The following is an 18,625-nucleotide window of genomic DNA, read 5'->3' as shown; positions in this document are numbered from 1 at the left end:
TGCCGGCCTGCTCGCCGCGCCGAGCGCTGCTCCGCCGAGCTCGGCCGGAGGGCCGCGAGCGGCCGCGTGGCGCCGTCGCCCGGCGGCTTGCGCTACGCTGCCAGGGATGATTCACCACCTCGACGATCGGCTCCGCGAAGAGGCGCGGCGCTATCGCCTCGTGTTCGCCTGCCCCGATTGCGCCTCGTTCGAGCCGGTGGTCCCCGATCCCGAGGGGGGCGCCGGGTCGCCTGGCCGCGGGCCTCGTTGCTCGCTTGGCTACCCGGTCGCGCCGCACCTGAGCACCTCACTCGAGGATCGCGACGAGATCATCTTCTGCAAAGCGTTCGAGCTGCGATGAGCCCTCCTGCTGGACCTCCCCCGCCGCCCAGGCGGGGCCGGTCGCACCCCCCGTCGCTGCTCCGCCTCGCCGAGCGGCTGATCCGGGACGAGCGGCTGCTCGCTCGCGGCGACGTCGTGCTCTGCGCCTGCTCCGGAGGCCCCGACTCGACCGCCCTGCTGCACGTCCTTTCGCTGCTCCGGCGGCGGATCGGCCACGAGGTGGTCGCGCATGGCGTCGACCACGGCCTCCGCGCCGCGGCCGCGGCCGAGCTCGAGATCGCGCGCGACCTGTCCGAGCAGCTCGGGGTCCCTTACGCCGAGACCCGCGTGAACGTGGCGCCCGGCGCGAACCTCCAGGCCAGGGCGCGCGCCGCCCGGTTTGCCGCGCTGGCAGCCGCCGCGGCGGCGCACGGCGCCCGCGCGATCGCGACCGGCCACACCGCGGACGACCGGGCCGAGACGGTGCTCTTGCGCCTGCTGCGGGGCGCGGGGCCGCGTGGGCTCGCCGTCCTGCCGCCGCGCGCCCCGCTCCCGTCCGACGTCGCCGGCGCGGCGTCCGGCGGCGTGGCGCCGGGCTCGGCGGCGAGCATCGAGCTCATCCGCCCCCTGCTCCGGGCCCGCCGCGCAGACATCCTGGCTCACCTCGGCCGACATCGAGTGGCGTTCGCAGAGGATCCCAGCAACCGGGATCCCCGTTTCACCCGCGTCCGCGTCCGCCGCGAGCTCCTCCCGCTCCTCGAGGACCTGTCGCCGGCGATCGTCGAGCACCTCTGCGCGCTCTCGGACATGCTCGTCGCCGGGCGAGATCGGCCGTCTGGCGGCGATCCAGACGTCCTCGACGGCAGCGAGCCGCTGTCGATTCCGCTCGGTCGGGCGCAGCGATTCGCGATCGAGCGGGCTCGCAAGCTGGGGCGGCCGCTGCGCGTCCGGGTTCGCGGCGGCGAAGAGATCGCCGTGGGCTTTCCAGAGGAGTCCAGCGTGCTTATCGAGGATGGGTCTGCGCGTCGCGGGACCTGACCGCATGCACCCCACCCGCGGCCCCTGTCGAGCCCCCTTTTTTCGCCGTGTCACCACGGTGGAGACCCGCGGTCGACGACCGAGCTGACGGGTGGCATGCTGACTGGAACACGCGTACAATTTCAGTACACGCCGGCTCGCCGCGCGAGCTTAGAGGGTCCTCGTGAAGCAATCGCACAAGACGCTGCTGCTCTGGGTTCTGCTGATCATGATGTTCTTGGCGATCTGGCAGTTCTTGAGCCCGGATTCCCGGCCCGCCACACAAGTCGCGTTCAGCGAGTTCATGGCCCAGGTCCAGGTCGAGGCCAAGGACAAGGATCCGCACGTCGAGTCGGTCACGATCAAGGACCGCGAGTACACCTTCTGGGTCAAGGACCCGAAGAGCGGGACGAAGACGAAGAAGGTCACGATCGGGCCTGACAACGCCGACGAGATCACGAAGACGATCGTCGACAACAAGGTCGCGGTGTTCTTCGAGAAGGAAGACACGTCGCCGTTCTGGCCGGGGGCGATCATGTACCTCCTGCCGACGGTCTTCCTGCTCGTGATGTTCTATCTGTTCATGCGCCAGCTCCAGGCCGGCGGCGGCAAGGCGATGAGCTTCGGCAAGTCGCGCGCCCGGCTGCTCAGCGAGGCGCAGAACAAGGTGACGTTCGCCGACGTCGCGGGCATCGACGAGGCGAAGGACGAGCTCGAGGAGATCATCGCGTTCCTCAAGGACCCGAAGAAGTTCCAGAAGCTCGGCGGCCGGATCCCGAAGGGCGTCCTGATGATGGGCCCCCCCGGGACGGGCAAGACGCTGCTCGCGCGCGCGATCGCCGGCGAGGCGGGGGTGCCGTTCTTCTCGATCTCCGGCTCGGATTTCGTCGAGATGTTCGTCGGCGTCGGCGCGAGCCGGGTGCGCGACCTGTTCGAGCAGGGCAAGAAGCACGCGCCGTGCATCATCTTCATCGATGAGATCGACGCGGTCGGGCGCCACCGCGGCGCGGGGCTCGGCGGCGGTCATGACGAGCGCGAGCAGACGTTGAACCAGCTGCTCGTCGAGATGGACGGCTTCGAGTCGAACGAGGGCGTGATCATCGTCGCCGCGACGAACCGCCCCGACGTCCTCGACCCGGCGATCCTGCGGCCTGGCCGCTTCGACCGGCGCATCGTCGTGAACCGCCCCGACGTGCGCGGCCGCGAGGGCATCCTCCGGGTCCACACGAAGAAGGTCCCGCTCGGTCCGGACGTCGACATGGAGATCCTGGCGCGGGGCACGCCCGGGTTCGTCGGCGCCGACATCGAGAACCTGGTCAACGAGGCGGCCCTCCTCGCGGCGCGTCAGGACAAGGACGTCGTCTCGATGGTCGACTTCGAGATGGCCAAGGACAAGGTGCTGATGGGCGCCGAGCGCCGCAGCATGGTCATCAGCGACGAGGAGAAGCGGACCACGGCCTACCACGAGGCCGGCCACGCGCTCGTCGCGAAGCTCCTGGAGAAGTTCTCGGATCCGGTCCACAAGGTGACGATCATCCCGCGCGGCCCGGCGCTCGGCCTCACGCAGCAGCTGCCGAAGGAGGACCGGCTCAGCATGTCGCGCGACTTCGCCAAGGCGCGGCTGTCGGTGCTGATGGGCGGCCGCGTGGCGGAGGAGATCGTGTTCGGCCAGTTCACGACGGGCGCGGGCAACGACATCAAGCAGGCGTCGAACCTCGCGCGGCGCATGGTGACCGAGTTCGGCATGAGCGACGTGATCGGGCCGATCTCGTACGGCGCTGACGAGGAGAGCGTGTTCCTCGGGCGCGATTTCACGAGCCGGCGCCGCGACTACTCGGAGACGATCGCCAACCAGATCGACGACGAGGTGCGGCGGTTCATCCTCGACTCCCACGCCGAGGCGCGGCAGCTCCTCACGGACAACCGCGAGATCCTCGAGCGGCTCGCCATTGCGCTCCTCGAGCGCGAGACGCTGGACGCCGAGGAGGTCGACGCCATCGTCGGGGGCCGCGAGCTGCCGCAGCGCCAGCGCGTCGTGATCCCGAGCTACAGCGACCGGGATCGCGCCGCCAAGGAGAAGCGCCGCGCGGCCAGCATCTTCGGCACCCCGAAGCCCGCCCCGAGCACCTGATCACGAAGCGCGGGGCGGCGCCCGATGCCTCGGGCGGCCCCCCGCGTACCTGCGGCGCCACGCGGGACGGCGCGGCGCCTCGAGCCCCTCGATTCCCTTCCCCAGCAGAAAAGCGGCGCGCGCACCCGGCGCGCTCCCGGGATCGCCTCAGGGGGCGGTCAGCGTTGCCTGCAGGAACGCCCACTGCTGCAGATCCGCCGGGCGGCCGTCGTCGTGCGCGCGGTTCGCCTTCGTGAAGATCGCCTGGGCGCCGTCACCGAAGATGAACAGGCCGTAGCCGAGCGCGAGGCGCAGCGGCTCCCACGGCTGCAAGGCGAGCGAGACGTCGATCTCGTGGCCCAGCGTCCGGCTCTCGTTGTCGCTGGCGGCGCCGACAGGGAGGAGGCGCGCTGTCACCCACCTGCCTGTTGGAGAGGCGAGACCGACGAACGTATATCCGGCGGAGACGGTCAGCGGGTCGAAGGGCGAGGCGCGGACGCTTCCGCCCCCCTCGATCACGTTGGACCACGCGTAGAGCCCCATGGGGCCGTGGTTGTTCTGCGCGTCGGGCAGGATCGGATCGAAGCGGCGCTGCGTCTCGCCCACCGCGAGCGCGCCATCGTCGCCCGTCGCGTAAGCGCCGCGGGCGCTGAAGGTGAGGTGGGCGGGGAGCGCTGTCTCGAGCTCTGCCCGCGCTGCGGCCGCGAACGCGCCGAGAGCGCGGTCGGCCGCGAACGTGGCCACACGACCGAGCTCGTACGCCCCCTCGATCGCGTAGCGAAAGCCCCGGCGGTCGCCGGAGACGCGCGCGTCGAGGACGACGGTGTCGCCGGGGGTGAGCCAGGTCGGGCGCGGCTCCCGGGTGATGCGCGCGAGCGCCGTGGCCTCGAGGTGGAGCAGGGGAGCGAGCCGCCAGATCGCGTTCAGGCCGTAGAGCTGGGCCCCTGTCCCGGCGGCGATGGGCTTGCGCGCCCCCGCCACCTCGGGCGGAGCGCCTCCCGGCGCGGCGAGGAGCACGGCCATCGCCTCGAGGTCGACGTTGCCGAGCTGCAGCCCTGCGCGCACCGCGTCGAGCGATCGCCCGGTGAGCGTCTCGTCATCCGCTCCGACGAGGCGGCCATCCCCCCACGCGATCCGCTGCCGGCCCAGCCGGATGAAGGCGCGGCGTCCGGAGCGCGCGCGCAGATCGATGTACGCCTCGTACGGCGCCGTCTCCGGGAGGGCCGGCTCGCCCGGCCCGACGAAGATCGCGTCGTCGTTCCCCCAGAGGCGCGCGTCCTGCAGCGTGACGACGCCCGTGACGGGGCCGCGCTCGACGCTCAGCCCGAGGCGCGCGCGCTGGGCGAAGAACCACTGTGTCTTGACGACGTTGCCCGTGTCGCTGAGCGGCGGCAGCGCGCCTCCGAAGCCCTCGGCGAGCACCGCGTTCGAGCTGTAGACGTCGCCGCCCGTGTCGACCGGGTACCGGCGGAACTCTCCGCGGAGCCGGAGCTCCACCGAGGGGCGGAACGTGAACCCGCCGACGGCCAAGCCCTCCGACTGCGGCGACGCCTGCGCCGCCGCCCTCCTGGGCGCGAACGTGAGCGCGAGGAGCGCCGATCCCAGAGCGATGGAGGCGAACGGCAGGGATCGGATCATCAGCGAGGAGGGCCGGAGCGCGGGGGCGTCGAACTGCACATGTGCGGCCAGGGCCGCGGCGTTCAGGCGGGCCGCGCTCCTGGATCGCTCGCGCGAGGATAGGCGTCTCGATGCGCGTCGGACAAGTGGGGAAGCGGCTCCGCTCCTCCCCGGCGGCCCCGGCGTCCAGCGGGGCCAGCGCGCGCCGTGCGGCGTGCGCGGTGCGCGATGCCGACGATGTCAGGGATCGAAATCGTCCTCGCCGTGCGACGTCGGTGGCTTCGGCGGCTTCGGGGCGGCCCCCGTGCTGCTCCCGCGCCGCGGCGGCGCCTTCACGCTCGCGGCGGGTTGCCTCGTCGGCGGTCGGCTCGCCGCGCCCCGCCGCGCCGGAGCGTCGCCCGAATCGACGGCGAGCACCAGATCGAGCGCGAGCTTCGACGCCCTGCCGGCATGTCGATCCGCGGCCGCGCCCGCCTCCGCGATCACGCGTTCGGCCGCCGCGAGCTCGTGCTTCACCTCGCGACGCTGCGGATCGTCCGCGAGCGCCTCTGCCCACGTGGCCGAAAGCGACGCCCGCTTCTTCTCGAGCTCCGCGGCGCGGTTCGAGAGCTCGCCGAGCTGCTTCGACGTCGCGAGGGAGCTCTTCAAGGACGCCTCGAACGCCGCGATGGTGTCCCTGTCCTCCGCGTCCAGCGAGCGCCCGCCTCGGGCGCTCGCGATCCGCGCCTCTGGCACGAGCTCGACCTGGAGCAGCACGCCCGCCGCGCGGAGCTCCGCCGCGCGCGCGCGCGCCGCTTCGAGCGCCGCCTTGCTGTCCGATTTCGGATCGAGCCCCAGCGCGCGCGACAGCTCGGCCGGCGCTGCGTTCGAGAGCTCCTCGGCCTTCAGCGACTCGTCGCGGAGCGCCCGGGTGGCCTCGAAGAACTCGTCGTAGGGCTGCTTGCCCGTGCGCAGGGCCTGTCCCTGATCGAGCAGCGAGACCTGCGCGGTGCACGCGGCGAGCAGGGGCGCGTGCGGCGCGACCAGCAGCAGCGCGAGCGCCGCCACGCGGAGCCGGCTCGCGCGGCCCGGCGGCCTCGTCACCCGCATTGGAGGATGACCCCCCAGAGCTCGTAGCTCGCGGCAGGCTTCGAGAGGAACACCACGCCCACGTAACCCGAGCGCGACGATACGCCGAGCACGCCTTGCCCGAAGTTCCCGGCCGGCGGCGAGAGCGCGATCGGATCCCCGATGGGGGAGAAGTTGGCGGCCAGGGTCTGCGCGCGCATGGCGCGGCTCCCCGGCGGGCCCTCGGTCCACACGAGGAGCCAGCGTCCATCGCCGAGCCCCGCGATATCCGGCGCGAAGGCGTCCCCCCCGGGGCCGCCGGAAGGGAGCGGGATCACCTGGGTCGACCTGGGGATGGTGCCCGGAGCGGCCTGCCCGGCGCGGATCTCCCATCGCCCGTCCGCTGGCCGATCGGCAAAGACGACGGCGAGCGCGCGCTCGTTCCATCCGAGCGATGGCTTGCCGATCGAGCCTCCGGAGCCGATCACCCGGGTGAGCTCGCCGACGGGCTTGCGCTCGGCGTCGAGCCAGCCTGCCCACACGGCCTTCTCGCGGCGGAACGCGACGGCGTAGCCGCTGGCGCCGGCCGCGAGCGCGCGCGGCGCCTCGAGCGGCTCATCCCCTTGCACCGGCCAGAGCGGGGAGGGGGCGGCGTCGGGAGCATCGGCCGCCACCAGAGCGCCGTCCGCCAGACCGACGACGAACGACCTCGGCCCCGGCACGCTGACGGGAGAGCGGATGGCCTGCTGCGCTGCCGTGAGGACGGTGAAGCGCTCCTCGACCGGCGAGATGCTCACGATGTCGGCGGCCTCTCGGTTCGAGAACCGCTCGCTTCGCTCCCCGGTCGCGGGATCGATCTCGAGGCCGACGGCCTCCATGGGGCTCTTCGCGTACCCCACCACGAGCTTGCCGCCCTTCGTCGCCGTGACCTCGAAGGGGATGCTCTTCGCAACGAGCGGCGCCCATGGCTGGGGCTGACGCGCCACCCAGCAAGGCTTCGGCGGGACGGGGATCGCCGAGCGCGCGGCGTCCTGCGCTGCGCCGAGCGTCGTGCGCGCCGTCCCGACCGGCGACTGGCGCGCGGTCGTGACGGAGCGGCGGCCCGCGAAGAAGGCGACGACGCTCATGAGCAGCGCCGCCCCGCAGAGGCCGACGAGCGACGAGACCGGTACGGTCACCGCTGCAGAGAGCCCCTTGCCGTCACCGCGTCGCGCCGCGAGCGCGCGCGGGTTGAGCCCTGGCGGGCCGTTGCCCGATCCGGGGACAGAGCCCCGATCCGATCGCTGGCCCGAGGCCTGCAGCGCGTCGGCAGCCGTCGCGCTGCGCTGCGGGTTCGGCAGCCCCGGCCACGAGCGCATCGCCGGGTGCCCCTGCGACGCGCTCGATCCGACGCCGACCGACGGGATCGTCGCATACTCGCGGCGCCCCATCGGCGCCTCGGCGGCCAGAGGAGAGCGCTTCGTCTCGCTGGGCACGGGCGGCGTGGGGAGCTCCGGGCTCTCGCGGCGCAGCACCGTGGTGGAGGGCTCCGGGGCGTCGCCGCGATCGCGGCTCGCCGCGGGATCGCGGCCGTCGGCGGCCGGCGTGTCCTCGGCGCTGCGGGGCGAGGGACCGTCGGCGGACGTCGCTGGGCTCGCAGGGCGAGAGCCAGGCGACGCCATCGCCGCGGGGCCGGCGACCGTGACAGGCGCCGCTTCGGCCGGCGGGGCCGGCGCAGCGAGGGGCAAGGTCGGCGTCGCCAGCGGGGCCGACGGCGCGGGGGGCGCTGCGATCAAGGGCGTGGCGCGGGGCGCGTCCGCAGGGGGGCGCGGCGGCGGCGCGGGGAGCGCTCCGAGACGGACGAGAGCCTTTGCGCCGGCCGCCGTCTGATCCGACGCGTCAGGCGCGCGCGGGCCTGCAGGCCGCTTCCCGGCGACCGCGGGGAACCGGACCGGAACTGGAGGTGGCGGCACGGAACGCTTCCCCGTGAGCGCGGGGCGCTTCGTGGGGCGACCGGGGCTCGACGGCGCCGGTGGCCCCGCCGAAAGAGGCTTGCCGGCGCCCTGATCCGCGCCGGTCGTCGCTCCGCCGCGCCCATCGTTCTGCGGTGCAGCGCCCGCCAGCTTCGCGTCGCGATCGACGGGGAGAGGCGGCGGCCGGGGTGGTCTCGCCTCCGCGCGCGACGTCGTACCGCCCGCGGCTCTCGGCGCCGTTCCCGGGCTGCTGGGCGCGGCCGCGCCCGCCGCGCGCCTCGGCGGCGCCGGCTCATCGCCGTCCGCCGTCGCGCCGGCGCCTCCCGCGGCGCTGCCTGCGTCTGCGGCAGGGCGCTGACCCGCGGAGGTCTCCTCGGGTTCCTCCGCCCCCGAGGGGAGCTTCGGCGCGCGCGGGATCTCGGTCGGTCCCTGGTCGCCGGGCGAGGGGCCGTCGTAACGGGGGAGCTGGGTGATCGCGCGGGCGACCCCCGCATCGAACGTCCCGCCCGCGGCTGGCACGACGATCGGCGCGCTCTGTCCGCTGGCCGGCGCGTCTGCCGGCGCCTCGACGCCTGTGAGCGTCCTCATGGACTCTCGCTTGCGCGGCGGCAGGGGAGGCGGCTTCGGTCGCGTTGTCGCCCGGCTCGCGTGCGGCGCCGCGGGCCTCCGCCCGTTCGAGGACCTCTCCGTGGGCGCCGGGCCGACGGGCTGCCCGCTGCGGGCGGGCGCTGCACCCAGATCCTCGATGAGCTCGAGCTCCAGCGCCGCGCCGTCCTCGCGAGCGGCCTCTTCAACCCCGGCGGCCGGCCCCTCGGGCGCAGCGGTGCGCGCCTCGGGCTTGCGCCGGAGCTGGGCGGCGTCGGCGAGCTCCGGCTGCCTGGACGCGGGCGCCCAGGCGTCCATGCCCTTGCGCCAGACGAGCGTGGAGCCTGGAATGATCCCGGCAGCCAGCGCGCTGCGCAGCTCGGCGGTGCCCAGGCTCCGCTGGACGCCACGCTCATCCGTCCATCTCCACGCGCTCAACGGGGGCCCCTCCGCCAGCTGGTAGAGCGCCGGAATTTCAGGACGTGAACCACGATGATCGCGATCGTACCGCGCGTCGTTTGCAAAGAGATCTTCTTTCGTGCGCCCACGCAACCGCACGTCCACTCACGACGAAGATCGCGCTGGTAGCTCATGAGCCTTTCCAGCGCCCTCGTCGCCGCAGTCCGCTCCGTGGTCGCCGCCGCTGCGCGCACGCTCAGCCCGCCGGCCTGTGCGGGCTGTGACACCCCGATCGCCTGTGCCTCGGTGTTCTGCGCCGATTGCGCGCGGACCTCCGTGCCTTACGCAGGGGGGGCGCCGCGAGGAGGCGCGGGCACGCGCGCCGCTGCGGGAGCACCTCTCGTCGCGTTCGCTCCGTTTGGCGGGGCGGTTGCGGAAGGTATCCGGCGCTTCAAGTACGGAGATCGTCCGGATCTCGCGCGGCCGCTCGGCCGGTTGATGCTCTGCGCGGCGCGCGATGCGGACGTGCGCGTCGACCTCGTTGTCCCGGTGCCGCTGCATCCGCGTCGTCTCGCCGAGCGCGGGTACAACCAGGCCGCCCTGCTGGCCGCGCACGTCGCTGACGGACTCGCGGTGTCCTTCGCCCCACGGGCCCTCTGCCGTGTCCGTCCCACCGCGCAGCAGGCGCAGCTCCCGCGCGATCTCCGCCTGCAGAACGTGGCAGGTGCGTTTCGCGTGCACGCGCCCGAGCGCGTCCAGCGCCGGAGGGTCGCGCTCATCGACGACGTGGCGACCACGGGGGCCACGCTCGAGGCGTGTCGAGATGCGCTCCTCGGCGCGGGCGCCGTTTCGGTGATCTACCTCGTCCTCGCGACGGCCGAGAGCGGGGCGGACGAGCTCAGAAGCTCACCTCCGTCAGCACACCGCACTTGACGCGGACGGTCCTGCCCTCGGTGAGCCATCGCGTGCCGTCGCGCGTCGGCTCGCCGAGTCGAACGAAAAAGCGCCCGCAACGCACCTCGACGGGTCGCTCGCTGGGTCCCACCGGCACGCCCGTCACGTAGACGGTCGCATTCTGGGAGGAGTTGAGCTTGAGCAGGCCGTGGCCCTTTCGCGGGGTCGGCGGAGTCGTCGCTGCAGCGTCGACGGATGTCTGTTGTTGAAGGGCTGCCGTCTCGGTGGCTGATGGTGCTGGAGGTGCCGCGGCCTCGGTGCTTGGCGGTACTGGCGGTGGCGCAGCCTCAGCACGTGGCGTCGGGGATGCGGTCGGCGTCGGCTGTGCCGTGGCCTCGGTCGCGCTCGCCAGCTGCATGGGGACGGCTGCTTGCTTTGAAGCCACAGCGGTGATGCTTACAGGACCGCCGGTGGTCACGATCGCCGGTCGAGGTGCTCGGCTGCGTGCCGCCAGTTCGGGCAGGCTCGTCTCGACGGTATACACCCCCAGCGCAAACAGGATGGTTGCTGTCGCCAGCGCAACTCCGGCGGTGCCGAGCGGCGAGAGCGGCTTCGACAGAGGCGCCGCGACTGACTCAGGTTGAGGCGAGACCGAACCAGGCTGGGGCGAGGGCGGCTTCGAGGGGGGGCCATCGCCCGACCCAGGTTGAGGTACGTCCACGCCCGTCGACCCAGGTTGAGGTACGTCCGACCCAGGTTGGGGGGCGTCCGACCCAGGTTGGGGGGCGTCCGACCCAGGTTGAGGGGCGTCCGTCGAGAACATCGGGCGCCACTTTAGCGGGATCGCTGCCGCCCCGGATTCCCCGGTCGGCGGCCCACCCGCCGGAAGCGCAGGAGCTTCGCCGTCGGAGCCGCTCTCGAGAGCAAGCACGAACGTCGGATGTGTGCTGGAATACATCCGTGTACGTCGTCGCACATCCACTGACGTGGATTCGCAGGAGGTTGCCGCGCGGTCGTCGTGTGCTCGCCGCCGGGGTGCTCGACACCCTCGGGCTCCTGGATCGCTTCCTCTGGCTGCGCGCGAAGCTTCGGCTGCCCGTGCTCTCCGTGTTCACCTACCACCGCATCGCGGAAGTCTCGGAGGTGGACGAGCTCGATCCCGGGGTCGCCGAGGTGAGCGCGCGCGAGTTCGAGGAGCAGCTCGCGGTCATCAAGACGCACGGCACCGTGGTGTCCCTCCGGGACGTGCGGCTCCTCGCGAAGGGGCGGAAGCTCCCGCCGAACCCCGTCATGGTCGCGTTCGACGACGGCTACCGTGACAACCACGACGTCGCGTTGCCCCTCCTCGAGCGCGCGGGGGTCACGGCCACGTTCTTCATCGCCACCGGGTACCCCGACAGGGGCCGCCTCTTCTGGTGGGATCGCGTCGCGCTCCTCATGCACCGGTGCCGTCGGGCGCGCGTCGAGATCGCCTACCCAGCGACCCTCGTGCTCGAGCCGCTGCGCGACCCGATCGCGGCGGCGATGCTCGTCTGCCAGACCATCAAGCGCACCTCCGGCGTCGACATCGGGCGCCTCTGGGACGAGATCGAGCGCGCCACGGGGGTGTCGATCGACCTCGGCGAGGAGCGCGCGCTCGCGACCAGGACGATCATGGACTGGAACCACATCGGGGCGCTGCGCCGGGCGGGCATGGACGTGCAGTCGCACTCGCACAGCCATCGTGTCCTCCAGACGCTCTCGCCGGAAGAGGCCACTCGCGATCTTGCGCGCTCCCGGCGCGTGCTCTCCGACGCCCTGAACGAGGCCGTGCACGCGGTCGCGTACCCCGTCGGATACAGCCTGTGCGGCGCCTTCCATCGCGCCGTGAAGGAGGCCGGCTTCGAGATCGGCTTCACCAACAACTCCGGCCTTTGCATGCTCTCGTCCTTCGACCCCCTGAATTTCCCGCGCATCGCCATGGACCGCGGGCAGATCGGCGCGCTCTTCAAGCTCAAGCTGCTCATCGGCCAGCGGCCCGGCTCCCGGTCCGGCCGCTGATCGAGCAAAGACCGCGCGCCGCTCCGCCGCCGCGCGCCCCGAGCGCCTCCGCTCGCTCGACGCCGCCTCGGCCGGCGCGCGTGTGGCCTGGGCTGTGCACGTGCACGTCGCTGGGCCGGTTCTGCACGCGCGTGGCCTCGATGGGCCAGGAAAGCTGCTGCGCAGCCTGTTCGACGAAGGGGGGCTCCCGTGAAAGGCACAATCCATGAACGCAGCTTCCGCGCCGCCGCCTCCATGCTCGGCGCAGCCTCGCTGATCTCCGCGGCCCTCGCGTCGGGATGCGGCGGCGCGTCGGCGCCCGCCGCCTCCGCGAAGGCGCCCGCGCGACCCGCGCAGGCATCGCCCGACGGGCAGGGCGCGCGGGGGGCCAGCGTCGAGCAGCGCGAGCAGCGCGAGGCCCAGCGCGCCTGGTGCGTGTACCTCGAGGCGCTCTACCAGCGGGCCACCGAGCAGGCGAAGGGCTGGCCGAAGTTCGAGCAATGCACGCAGATGACGACGATGGCCTCGCCGAAGATGCTCCGCGCGACCTCGGAGTGCTCGCTGGCAGCGCTGCGGCGCTTCGAGGGCGATCCCTTCACCGCCGCCTATGCGGAGGAGGTGAGCCGCTGCGGCTCCGAGGCCATGACGGCCACCACGCTCCCGCGCGCCGACCTGGCGCCGTACATGGCCGTCCTCTGCGGCCGCCTCGCGGGGTGCGGAGACCTCGATTACGACACCTGCCGGCAGAGCCTGGAGGACGGCCTCGGCCCGCAGCTCGAGCGAGCCATCGGCGCGATGAACAGCCGCGGCCGGCACGAGGTCCGCGCCTGCTTCGGCAAGCTCGCGTGCGGCGCCGATCTCGGCCCCCAGATCTCCGCGTGCCTCGAGCCCATCATGGACGACCTGCTCTGGCTGCCGGGGTGAAGGGCCGCCGCGCCGCGCTCCGCCGCGCCGCGCTCCGCCGCGCCGCGCTCCGCCACGCCGCGCTCCGCCGCGCCCAGAGCGGCGGCGCTGCGGGGCGGTCAGCCGGCGGAGCCCGGCAGGCGGCAGCGCGCGATCAGGGGGACATGATCGGATAGCCCCGCGAACGCGCCCTTGTGCCCGAACGGGTGCGTGCCCGTGAAGTCCAGCCACTGGAGGCGCTCGGACGAGTAGACGTGGTCGAGGTGCATGCGGAGGTTCATGAAGCCGGCCGTCGGGAAGGCGCGCGCCTCGGTCTCGGAGAGGCAGCGGACCTTCGCGAACGCGTCCACGAAGCCGATCTCCTCGCGCAGGAAGCGATCGACCGGCGAGCCTGGCAGCGAGTTGAAATCGCCGACCACCACGAAATTGTCGCTCCGGCGCTCGCGGCGGACGAAGTCGGCGAGCACCCTCGCCTCCTCGATCTGATTGGGCCCGAACCCCATCCGCGCCTCGCCTGTCCAGAACTCTCGCGAGAACACGCTCGGCAGGCTGAGGTGGGTGTTGAACACATCGAAGCTCTGCCCGCTCTCGTGCTCGAACGACACGTGCGCGCAGATGCGCGTCTGCTTCAGGCTCTTGACCCCCCGCCGATGGGTGATGTCGTGCGGGCGCTCCGCGTTGTGGTGTCCGATGTGGAATGTGTCGCGCGCGAGCACCGCGAGCCCGGTCGTGTAGATGTTCGTCCGCGAGGTAAGCCTGTAGGTGTGCGCGGGGAAGTAGTAGGCGACGTAGCGCTCGCGCCGCTCTGCCTGCGCCAGCGCCGCGTGCAGCTCCGTCATCAGGCGATCGAGCTGGGTCTCTTCCGGGTGCCAGCGCGGGTTCATCGTCGAGGACCTCAGCGACTGGGTCTCGACCTCCTGGAGGCACACGAGATCGGGCAGCGGGGACATCCGCGCGAGCGTCGTCGCGATCCGGGTGATGGCGGCGCTCGTCGAGGCGATGCCCCGCAAGCCGTGCCCGAAGTAGCGGACGTTATAGGTGACGATCCTGAGCGCCGTGGCGTCGTCGCGCGGCGTCCCGTGGCCGCGGAGAGCCCCGGGCGCCGCGCGCGTCGAGGTCGGGTCCGGTGCCCGCTCCTCAGGTGTTGTGCCGCTCGAACGAGGTGGGAGGCGTCGCTCGGTCATGTATCCTCTCGCCCATGGGCAAGAACGTCATCGTTTCCGAGGATACCATTCGTGACCTGCTGGAAGCGCATGCCTCCCTCTCCGCCTGGTATTACGAGCTCTGGTCGGCCCTGCGGGTCGCGAAGGCCTCGGCGAGCGCCCCCGATGATGCGGCCCGTGCGGCGTTTGTCGAGCGGATGGCCATGAGCTTCCCGGAGGTCGCGTCGATCGCCCGCTCCATCCAGGTGCCGAGGATGTTCGTCCCGCCGCCGCCCGCGGTGAGCGTGCCCCCCGTCGCGGCGGGGGAGACGGGAGGAGATGAGGCCCCGACAGCGATCGAGCCCGCGCCCGCCCGGCTGCGGGAGCTCCACGGCCAGCCACCGAAGAGCCAGCCAGGATCGGACCCCACCGATGAGCCCGCCCCTGCGCCGTCACAACCTGCGATCGCCCCTCCACCGCTGGTGGTCCCGTCGACCGTGAAATACGACACCTGAGGTCGAGTGCCCCCTCGGCCGGACTCACGAGCTTTCACAACACGGCACGCCTCGCGTGCTCACCCTCAGCGCGCCTCCCGCGCTGCTCCTTCAGAGCCGTCAGCGCGCCGGGCCGCGGGGGGCCTTGCGACGCGCGAGGAGCTGCTCGGCCTCGGCGGCCCCTGTCATGTCGAACCTGGGGTTCAGATCGAGCGCGTCCCGCACGAGCCGCTCGCCTCGCGCCAGGTCCCCCAGGGCGATCCGGATCGCCCCGGCGTGGTAGAGCAAGCGCGCGTCCCTCGTGCCGAGCGCCAGCGCCCTGTCGCTGGCCGCGCGCGCTTCGGCCAGCTTGCCCGCGCGGTACAGCGCCCAGGCGTGAATGTCCTCGGTGTAGATGTCTGCGCGGACGGCGCGCTCCGCGTCGGCGAGGCGGAGCGCCTCGTCGCGCTCCAGGCCCTTGGTCGCGTAGTACAGCGCGAGGGTCCGCCGGTCCGACCGCTGCCCCGCGTCGACCGCTCCGGCGTAGGCCCGCGCTGCGCCGGCGTGGTCGCCTGCAGCCATCCTGGCGTCGCCGAGCAGCCACGCGGTCTCCGCGTCCGGGCGCTGCTGGTGGGCCCGCTCGAGGAGCTCGACGGCGCGGCCCCACGCGCCGCGGGCCAGCGCGACGCGCGCCCTGCCGGCGAGCGCCGGCGGATACCCGGCCTGCGCGGCGAGCGCCCGCTCGAAGCCCAGGTCTGCGCCCTCGTGGTCGCCCTCGTGCCAGAACATCATGGCCGCCTGGGTCAGGGTCCACGCGAGCGCCTCGGGTTCGCCCGGGTCGCCGGCGTCGATCGCGAGGCGGATGATCCGCTTCGCCGTCGCCGCGTCGCCCTGGAGCCACCGGAGGTGTGCGGCCCGCGCGTAGGACGGCAGGCCGGGCCGCTGGTCGACCATCCGCTGCGCGGCGTGCGCCGCGACCTGGAAGGCGCCGAGCGCGAGGGCGGCGTCGCTGAGCGTCCCGAGCGCGAGCGCGTCGCCCTCGTCCCGCGAGAGGACCCGCTCCGCCGCGTCGCGCGCCTCGGTGAACCTGCGCTCGTGGATCAGCGCGAGGCCGAGCAGGTTGAGCGACGCGCGATCCCCTGCGGCCAGCGCGAGCCCGGCCTCCGCGCACGCGTGAGCCCGGCCGTAGAGCGACGGATCGCCCGAGGCGCGCGCCTTTCGTAGCCACGCGTGGCCGAGCGCGCTCCAGAGATCCGCGCCGTCGGGCGCCTTCGCGATACGCCGGGATAGCGCCTCGATCTCGCGATCGACGGCGCTCGCGCCCGCCGGGGCCGCGAGCGCGAGCGCGCGCGCCGCGTCGAGGCTAGAGGGCGCCGGCGCCTCGGCGGGGCGCCCGGTCGATACCGTCGCGGCCGGGACGGCCTCTGCGCGCGGGCGCTCGGTGCAACCGAGGCTTCCGCTCAGGGCAGCGCAGGCGAAGAGGCAACCCGTTCGTCGCAGCATCGGAGCGCTGACCTCCCCTCGCGCCGGAGCTCCGCCCTGGGCGCGCCGTGGCTCTCCCAGGGGCGTCACAGGCTCGAGCCGATCGCGAAAGAGCTTGCCTCGCCGGCCTGCGCCGGCAAGCTCGCCGCTCCAGCGCATCGTTCGATCGACCAGCAGCGCGCAGCGCGGAGGAGATCGCATTGCCTGTCCAGACGGATGGCGACCGCCTGCAGCGGCTCTGCGCCGCGGCGCTGATCGTGCACCTCTGCGCCGCGTGTGCTCGCCGCACCTCGCCGGAGGCGGGCGCGACCGCGACGCCGTCGCCAGGGGCGGACGCGGCCGCGGCGCCCTCGCCGGAGGCGGGCGCGACAGCGGCGCCCTCGCCGACAGGGCCCGCGGAGAACCTGCCGGGCGACGAGATCACCCCCGTCTACGGGAAGGCCGAGGGCGCGCCGGAGCCGGTCGCGGCCCGGCTGTGCGACGCGCTTCACGCGTTGCCCGTGCGGCGCAAGGCGGCGTGCTGCGGCGGCGCCGCGGGCTTCCAGGCCGCCGCCGAGTGCGCGCGCGCCCTGAGCGTCGCGGTGCGCGCGCGGGCGGTGACGCTATCGACCGACGAGGTGGGCCGCTGCGTCGAGGCGATGGAACGGTCGCTCGATGGGTGCGACTGGGTCTCTCCGCTCGCCGCCCCGGTCCCGCCAGCGTGCGAGGGGATCGTGCTGGGCGCGCTCGACGAGGGGGCCCGGTGCCGGTCGTCGCTCGAGTGCGCGGGCGGGCTGCGCTGCGAAGGCGCCGGCCCCACCGACGCGGGCACCTGCCGCGCCCCGCGCGCCGCGGGGCCCTGCGGCCTCTCGGTCGACGCGCTGGCCGCGGTCACCCGGCAGACGCGCTACGCCGAGGCGCACCCCGAGTGCCGCGGCCACTGCGCCGGGCGCGCGTGCGCGGACGACGTCCCGCTCGGCGGCCGCTGCGAGGCCCACGCGGCCTGCGGGCGGGGCCGCCGCTGCGTCGACGCGCGCTGCAGCGAGGCGGCGCTGCCCTCCGCCGGCGCCGCCTGCCTCGGCGGGCTCTGCGCGGCCGGCGCGCGCTGCGTGGACGGGCGCTGCGCGGCGCCGAAGGCCGAGGGCGAGGCCTGCACGCGCGACGGCGAGTGCCGCGCCGCGTGTGTTCGACGAGGGCGCGGGGGCGCCGCGGGCGGCGTGTGCGGGATGCGGTGCGCTGCGCCGTGACAGGCGAGCTGCGCGCTGCGCCACGCCGGGCGGCTCAGGGCCGGAAGTGGCCCTGGGTCGCGCCCTCCCAGGCCGTCGCGAGGTAAGGGAAGGCCGGGAGGAACCGCGCGTCGTTCGCGCCCACGCCGTCGCCCGCCGTCGCGCCGAGCGCGCCGGTCAGGACGAGCGTGAGCAGCGCGTCGGTGACGTCGGTCTGCTCGTGATCCGCGCCGGGGACCAGCGCGCGGCCGTTCGGGAAGCCCGACGGCATGCCCAGATCGATCCGGAGCACGTCGCCGACGGTCTCCAGGCTGTGCCCTCCGAGGCTCGCGGGCTTCAGGTTGAAGGCGTCGATGAGGTCGCTCCGGCTCTGCTTCAGCGCCTCGGGATCGAAGGCCGCGAGCGGCTGGCCTGCCTGGTAGAGCCCGGCGAACTCGGCGTCCCGCACCAGGATCGGGTTCAGGAAGTAGGCTCCGAAGTTGGCGAGATCGTCGCGCGGGTGCGCGCGGTTGTACTTGTCCTTGTCCTGCAGGCCGATGATCCAGGTGTTGATCAGCGGCAGGCCGACGCGCGACACCTGGACCCAGGGACCGAGGCCATCTTCCTTGCCGTTCGCGCGCAGGATCCGCACCTTGCGGCGGCTCGCGGAGGCCCAGACGCCGAGCGTCTGCCGGTCGCTCGGCCCCGGCGTCGGCTCCGCGCCGCCGTTGACCGCGGCGAGCGGGAGCTCGAGCGCGAGCGTGTGGACGTTGAAGCCAGCGAGGTTGTCGCGCGCGGTGCACGACGGGTTCGGCGCCGCGAGGAGCGGGCACAACCCCGCCAGATCGGACGCGCGGCCGAGATCCGCGTAGAACCCGTCGTCGCGCGGCCCGGCCCAGGCGCGCCCCGCGCCGCCCGCCATCTGCTTGAGGAACTTCGAGGACGTCGCGAAGGCCGGGTAGCCGCCGCCGGTGATCCGGTAGGCGAGCTGGTTCGTCCTCCTCCCGATGTTCGGCGGCGCGACCGCGGCGTCCCTCAGGAGCACGGTCGACGCGCCGCCCTCGATCTTCGTCACGGTGTACGTCTGCTCCCCGCCGGCGAGCTGCGAGAAGAACTCGTTGCCGCCGCTCGGCGCCGGCGTGAGCCCCGCCGGATCCGCCGCCACGTACGGCCTTGTCGAGAACCGGAACTGATAGGTCAGCGCGTCCTCGAGGCTCGACGGCCCGCGCGCGATGTGCACCTCGTAGAGCACGTCGTCCGAGAAGCCGTGGAAGTTCGGCCCGCTGGCGGGCTCCTCGAGCGGAATGTAGCTCGCGAGGATCACGAGGTTGCCGCCTTCCACCCACGCGTACAGGTCGGTGTTGTCGGCGGCCGGATCCCTCGCGATGGCCGGCGCCTCGCGGTGGCTCGACGCTGCGGCGAGGCTGGGCGCGCTGAGCGCGACGGACGCCGTGAAGACGGCGACGGCGCGGGACGGTCGGTGGATCATGCGTGCGGGTCC

General features: G+C 73.5%; 14 protein-coding genes. 8 read left to right on the top strand and 6 right to left on the bottom strand.

Annotated features, from left to right (window positions below; all coding sequences use genetic code 11):
• Nucleotides 1-106: 106 nt before the first annotated feature.
• The 3 genes from WME95_RS39725 (at nt 107) to ftsH (ending at nt 3,448) form a co-directional block, all read left to right on the top strand.
• A complete protein-coding gene (locus tag WME95_RS39725) occupies nt 107-340 on the top strand; it encodes a hypothetical protein (protein ID WP_437904501.1) in 234 nt (77 codons plus the stop codon).
• The gene (gene tilS, locus WME95_RS39720) at nt 337-1,338 is read left to right on the top strand and encodes a tRNA lysidine(34) synthetase TilS (protein WP_437904500.1); all 1,002 of its coding nucleotides are present in this window, start codon (nt 337-339) and stop codon (nt 1,336-1,338) included. Before WME95_RS39725 ends, tilS begins: the two co-directional genes overlap by 4 nt.
• A gap of 163 nt (nt 1,339-1,501) precedes the next feature.
• Nucleotides 1,502-3,448: an ATP-dependent zinc metalloprotease FtsH gene (gene ftsH, locus WME95_RS39715; RefSeq protein WP_437545176.1), complete on the top strand. Its 1,947-nt coding sequence runs from the start codon at nt 1,502-1,504 to the stop codon at nt 3,446-3,448.
• 147 nt (nt 3,449-3,595) lie between these two features.
• On the opposite strand, the gene WME95_RS39710 is transcribed toward ftsH, so the two are convergent.
• The 3 genes from WME95_RS39710 to WME95_RS39700 all read right to left on the bottom strand — a co-directional run bounded on the left by WME95_RS39710 (nt 3,596) and on the right by WME95_RS39700 (nt 9,066).
• Complete coding sequence (locus WME95_RS39710) at nt 3,596-5,104, bottom strand: alginate export family protein (RefSeq protein ID WP_437904499.1); 1,509 nt, start codon at nt 5,102-5,104, stop codon at nt 3,596-3,598.
• Nucleotides 5,105-5,284: 180 nt separating this feature from the next.
• The gene (locus WME95_RS39705) at nt 5,285-6,127 is read right to left on the bottom strand and encodes a hypothetical protein (protein WP_437904498.1); all 843 of its coding nucleotides are present in this window, start codon (nt 6,125-6,127) and stop codon (nt 5,285-5,287) included.
• The gene (locus tag WME95_RS39700; protein ID WP_437904497.1) at nt 6,124-9,066 is read right to left on the bottom strand and encodes a GYF domain-containing protein; all 2,943 of its coding nucleotides are present in this window, start codon (nt 9,064-9,066) and stop codon (nt 6,124-6,126) included. The genes WME95_RS39705 and WME95_RS39700 overlap by 4 nt, the downstream gene beginning before the upstream one ends.
• Before the next feature lie 153 nt (nt 9,067-9,219).
• Here WME95_RS39700 and WME95_RS39695 point away from each other — a divergent pair, with 153 nt between their 5' ends.
• The 3 genes from WME95_RS39695 to WME95_RS39685 all read left to right on the top strand — a co-directional run bounded on the left by WME95_RS39695 (nt 9,220) and on the right by WME95_RS39685 (nt 12,864).
• A complete protein-coding gene (locus tag WME95_RS39695) occupies nt 9,220-9,960 on the top strand; it encodes a ComF family protein (RefSeq protein ID WP_437904496.1) in 741 nt (246 codons plus the stop codon).
• A gap of 963 nt (nt 9,961-10,923) precedes the next feature.
• Nucleotides 10,924-11,961, top strand: a complete 1,038-nt coding sequence (locus tag WME95_RS39690) for a polysaccharide deacetylase family protein (protein WP_437545169.1) — start codon at nt 10,924-10,926, stop codon at nt 11,959-11,961.
• 189 nt (nt 11,962-12,150) lie between these two features.
• Complete coding sequence (locus tag WME95_RS39685) at nt 12,151-12,864, top strand: hypothetical protein (protein WP_437904495.1); 714 nt, start codon at nt 12,151-12,153, stop codon at nt 12,862-12,864.
• Nucleotides 12,865-12,962: 98 nt separating this feature from the next.
• On the opposite strand, the gene WME95_RS39680 is transcribed toward WME95_RS39685, so the two are convergent.
• Entirely contained in the window at nt 12,963-14,027 is a 1,065-nt protein-coding gene (locus tag WME95_RS39680) for an endonuclease/exonuclease/phosphatase family protein (RefSeq protein WP_437545164.1), read from the bottom strand.
• 14 nt (nt 14,028-14,041) lie between these two features.
• Here WME95_RS39680 and WME95_RS39675 point away from each other — a divergent pair, with 14 nt between their 5' ends.
• Entirely contained in the window at nt 14,042-14,500 is a 459-nt protein-coding gene (locus WME95_RS39675; RefSeq protein ID WP_437904494.1) for a hypothetical protein, read from the top strand.
• 99 nt (nt 14,501-14,599) lie between these two features.
• On the opposite strand, the gene WME95_RS39670 is transcribed toward WME95_RS39675, so the two are convergent.
• Nucleotides 14,600-15,961 carry a tetratricopeptide repeat protein gene (locus WME95_RS39670; RefSeq protein ID WP_437904493.1) on the bottom strand — a complete coding sequence of 454 codons (1,362 nt, stop codon included), beginning with the start codon at nt 15,959-15,961 and terminating at the stop codon, nt 14,600-14,602.
• A 179-nt stretch (nt 15,962-16,140) separates the two neighbouring features.
• On the opposite strand from WME95_RS39670, the gene WME95_RS39665 reads away from it, so the two are divergent.
• The gene (locus WME95_RS39665; protein WP_437904492.1) at nt 16,141-17,166 is read left to right on the top strand and encodes a hypothetical protein; all 1,026 of its coding nucleotides are present in this window, start codon (nt 16,141-16,143) and stop codon (nt 17,164-17,166) included.
• A 34-nt stretch (nt 17,167-17,200) separates the two neighbouring features.
• Here WME95_RS39665 and WME95_RS39660 read toward each other — a convergent pair whose 3' ends face one another.
• Nucleotides 17,201-18,613, bottom strand: a complete 1,413-nt coding sequence (locus tag WME95_RS39660; protein WP_437545159.1) for a DUF4331 domain-containing protein — start codon at nt 18,611-18,613, stop codon at nt 17,201-17,203.
• Nucleotides 18,614-18,625 lie beyond the last annotated feature (12 nt).

Source organism: Sorangium sp. So ce327 (assembly GCF_051530205.1).
GTDB lineage: Bacteria > Myxococcota_A > Polyangia > Polyangiales > Polyangiaceae > Sorangium > Sorangium cellulosum_B.
The sequence above is the reverse complement of the archived record's forward strand: the minus strand, read 5'-3'. Positions and strand labels throughout refer to the sequence as shown.

Bases quoted from the DNA above. Each gene is read 5' to 3' on its own strand.
- WME95_RS39725 (WP_437904501.1), top strand. From the start codon at position 107: ATGATTCACCACCTCGACGATCGGCTCCGCGAAGAGGCGCGGCGCTAT.
- tilS (WP_437904500.1), top strand. From the start codon at position 337: ATGAGCCCTCCTGCTGGACCTCCCCCGCCGCCCAGGCGGGGCCGGTCG.
- WME95_RS39695 (WP_437904496.1), top strand. From the start codon at position 9,220: ATGAGCCTTTCCAGCGCCCTCGTCGCCGCAGTCCGCTCCGTGGTCGCC.
- WME95_RS39680 (WP_437545164.1), bottom strand. From the start codon at position 14,027: ATGACCGAGCGACGCCTCCCACCTCGTTCGAGCGGCACAACACCTGAG.
- WME95_RS39675 (WP_437904494.1), top strand. From the start codon at position 14,042: ATGGGCAAGAACGTCATCGTTTCCGAGGATACCATTCGTGACCTGCTG.
- WME95_RS39670 (WP_437904493.1), bottom strand. From the start codon at position 15,961: ATGCTGCGACGAACGGGTTGCCTCTTCGCCTGCGCTGCCCTGAGCGGA.
- WME95_RS39660 (WP_437545159.1), bottom strand. From the start codon at position 18,613: ATGATCCACCGACCGTCCCGCGCCGTCGCCGTCTTCACGGCGTCCGTC.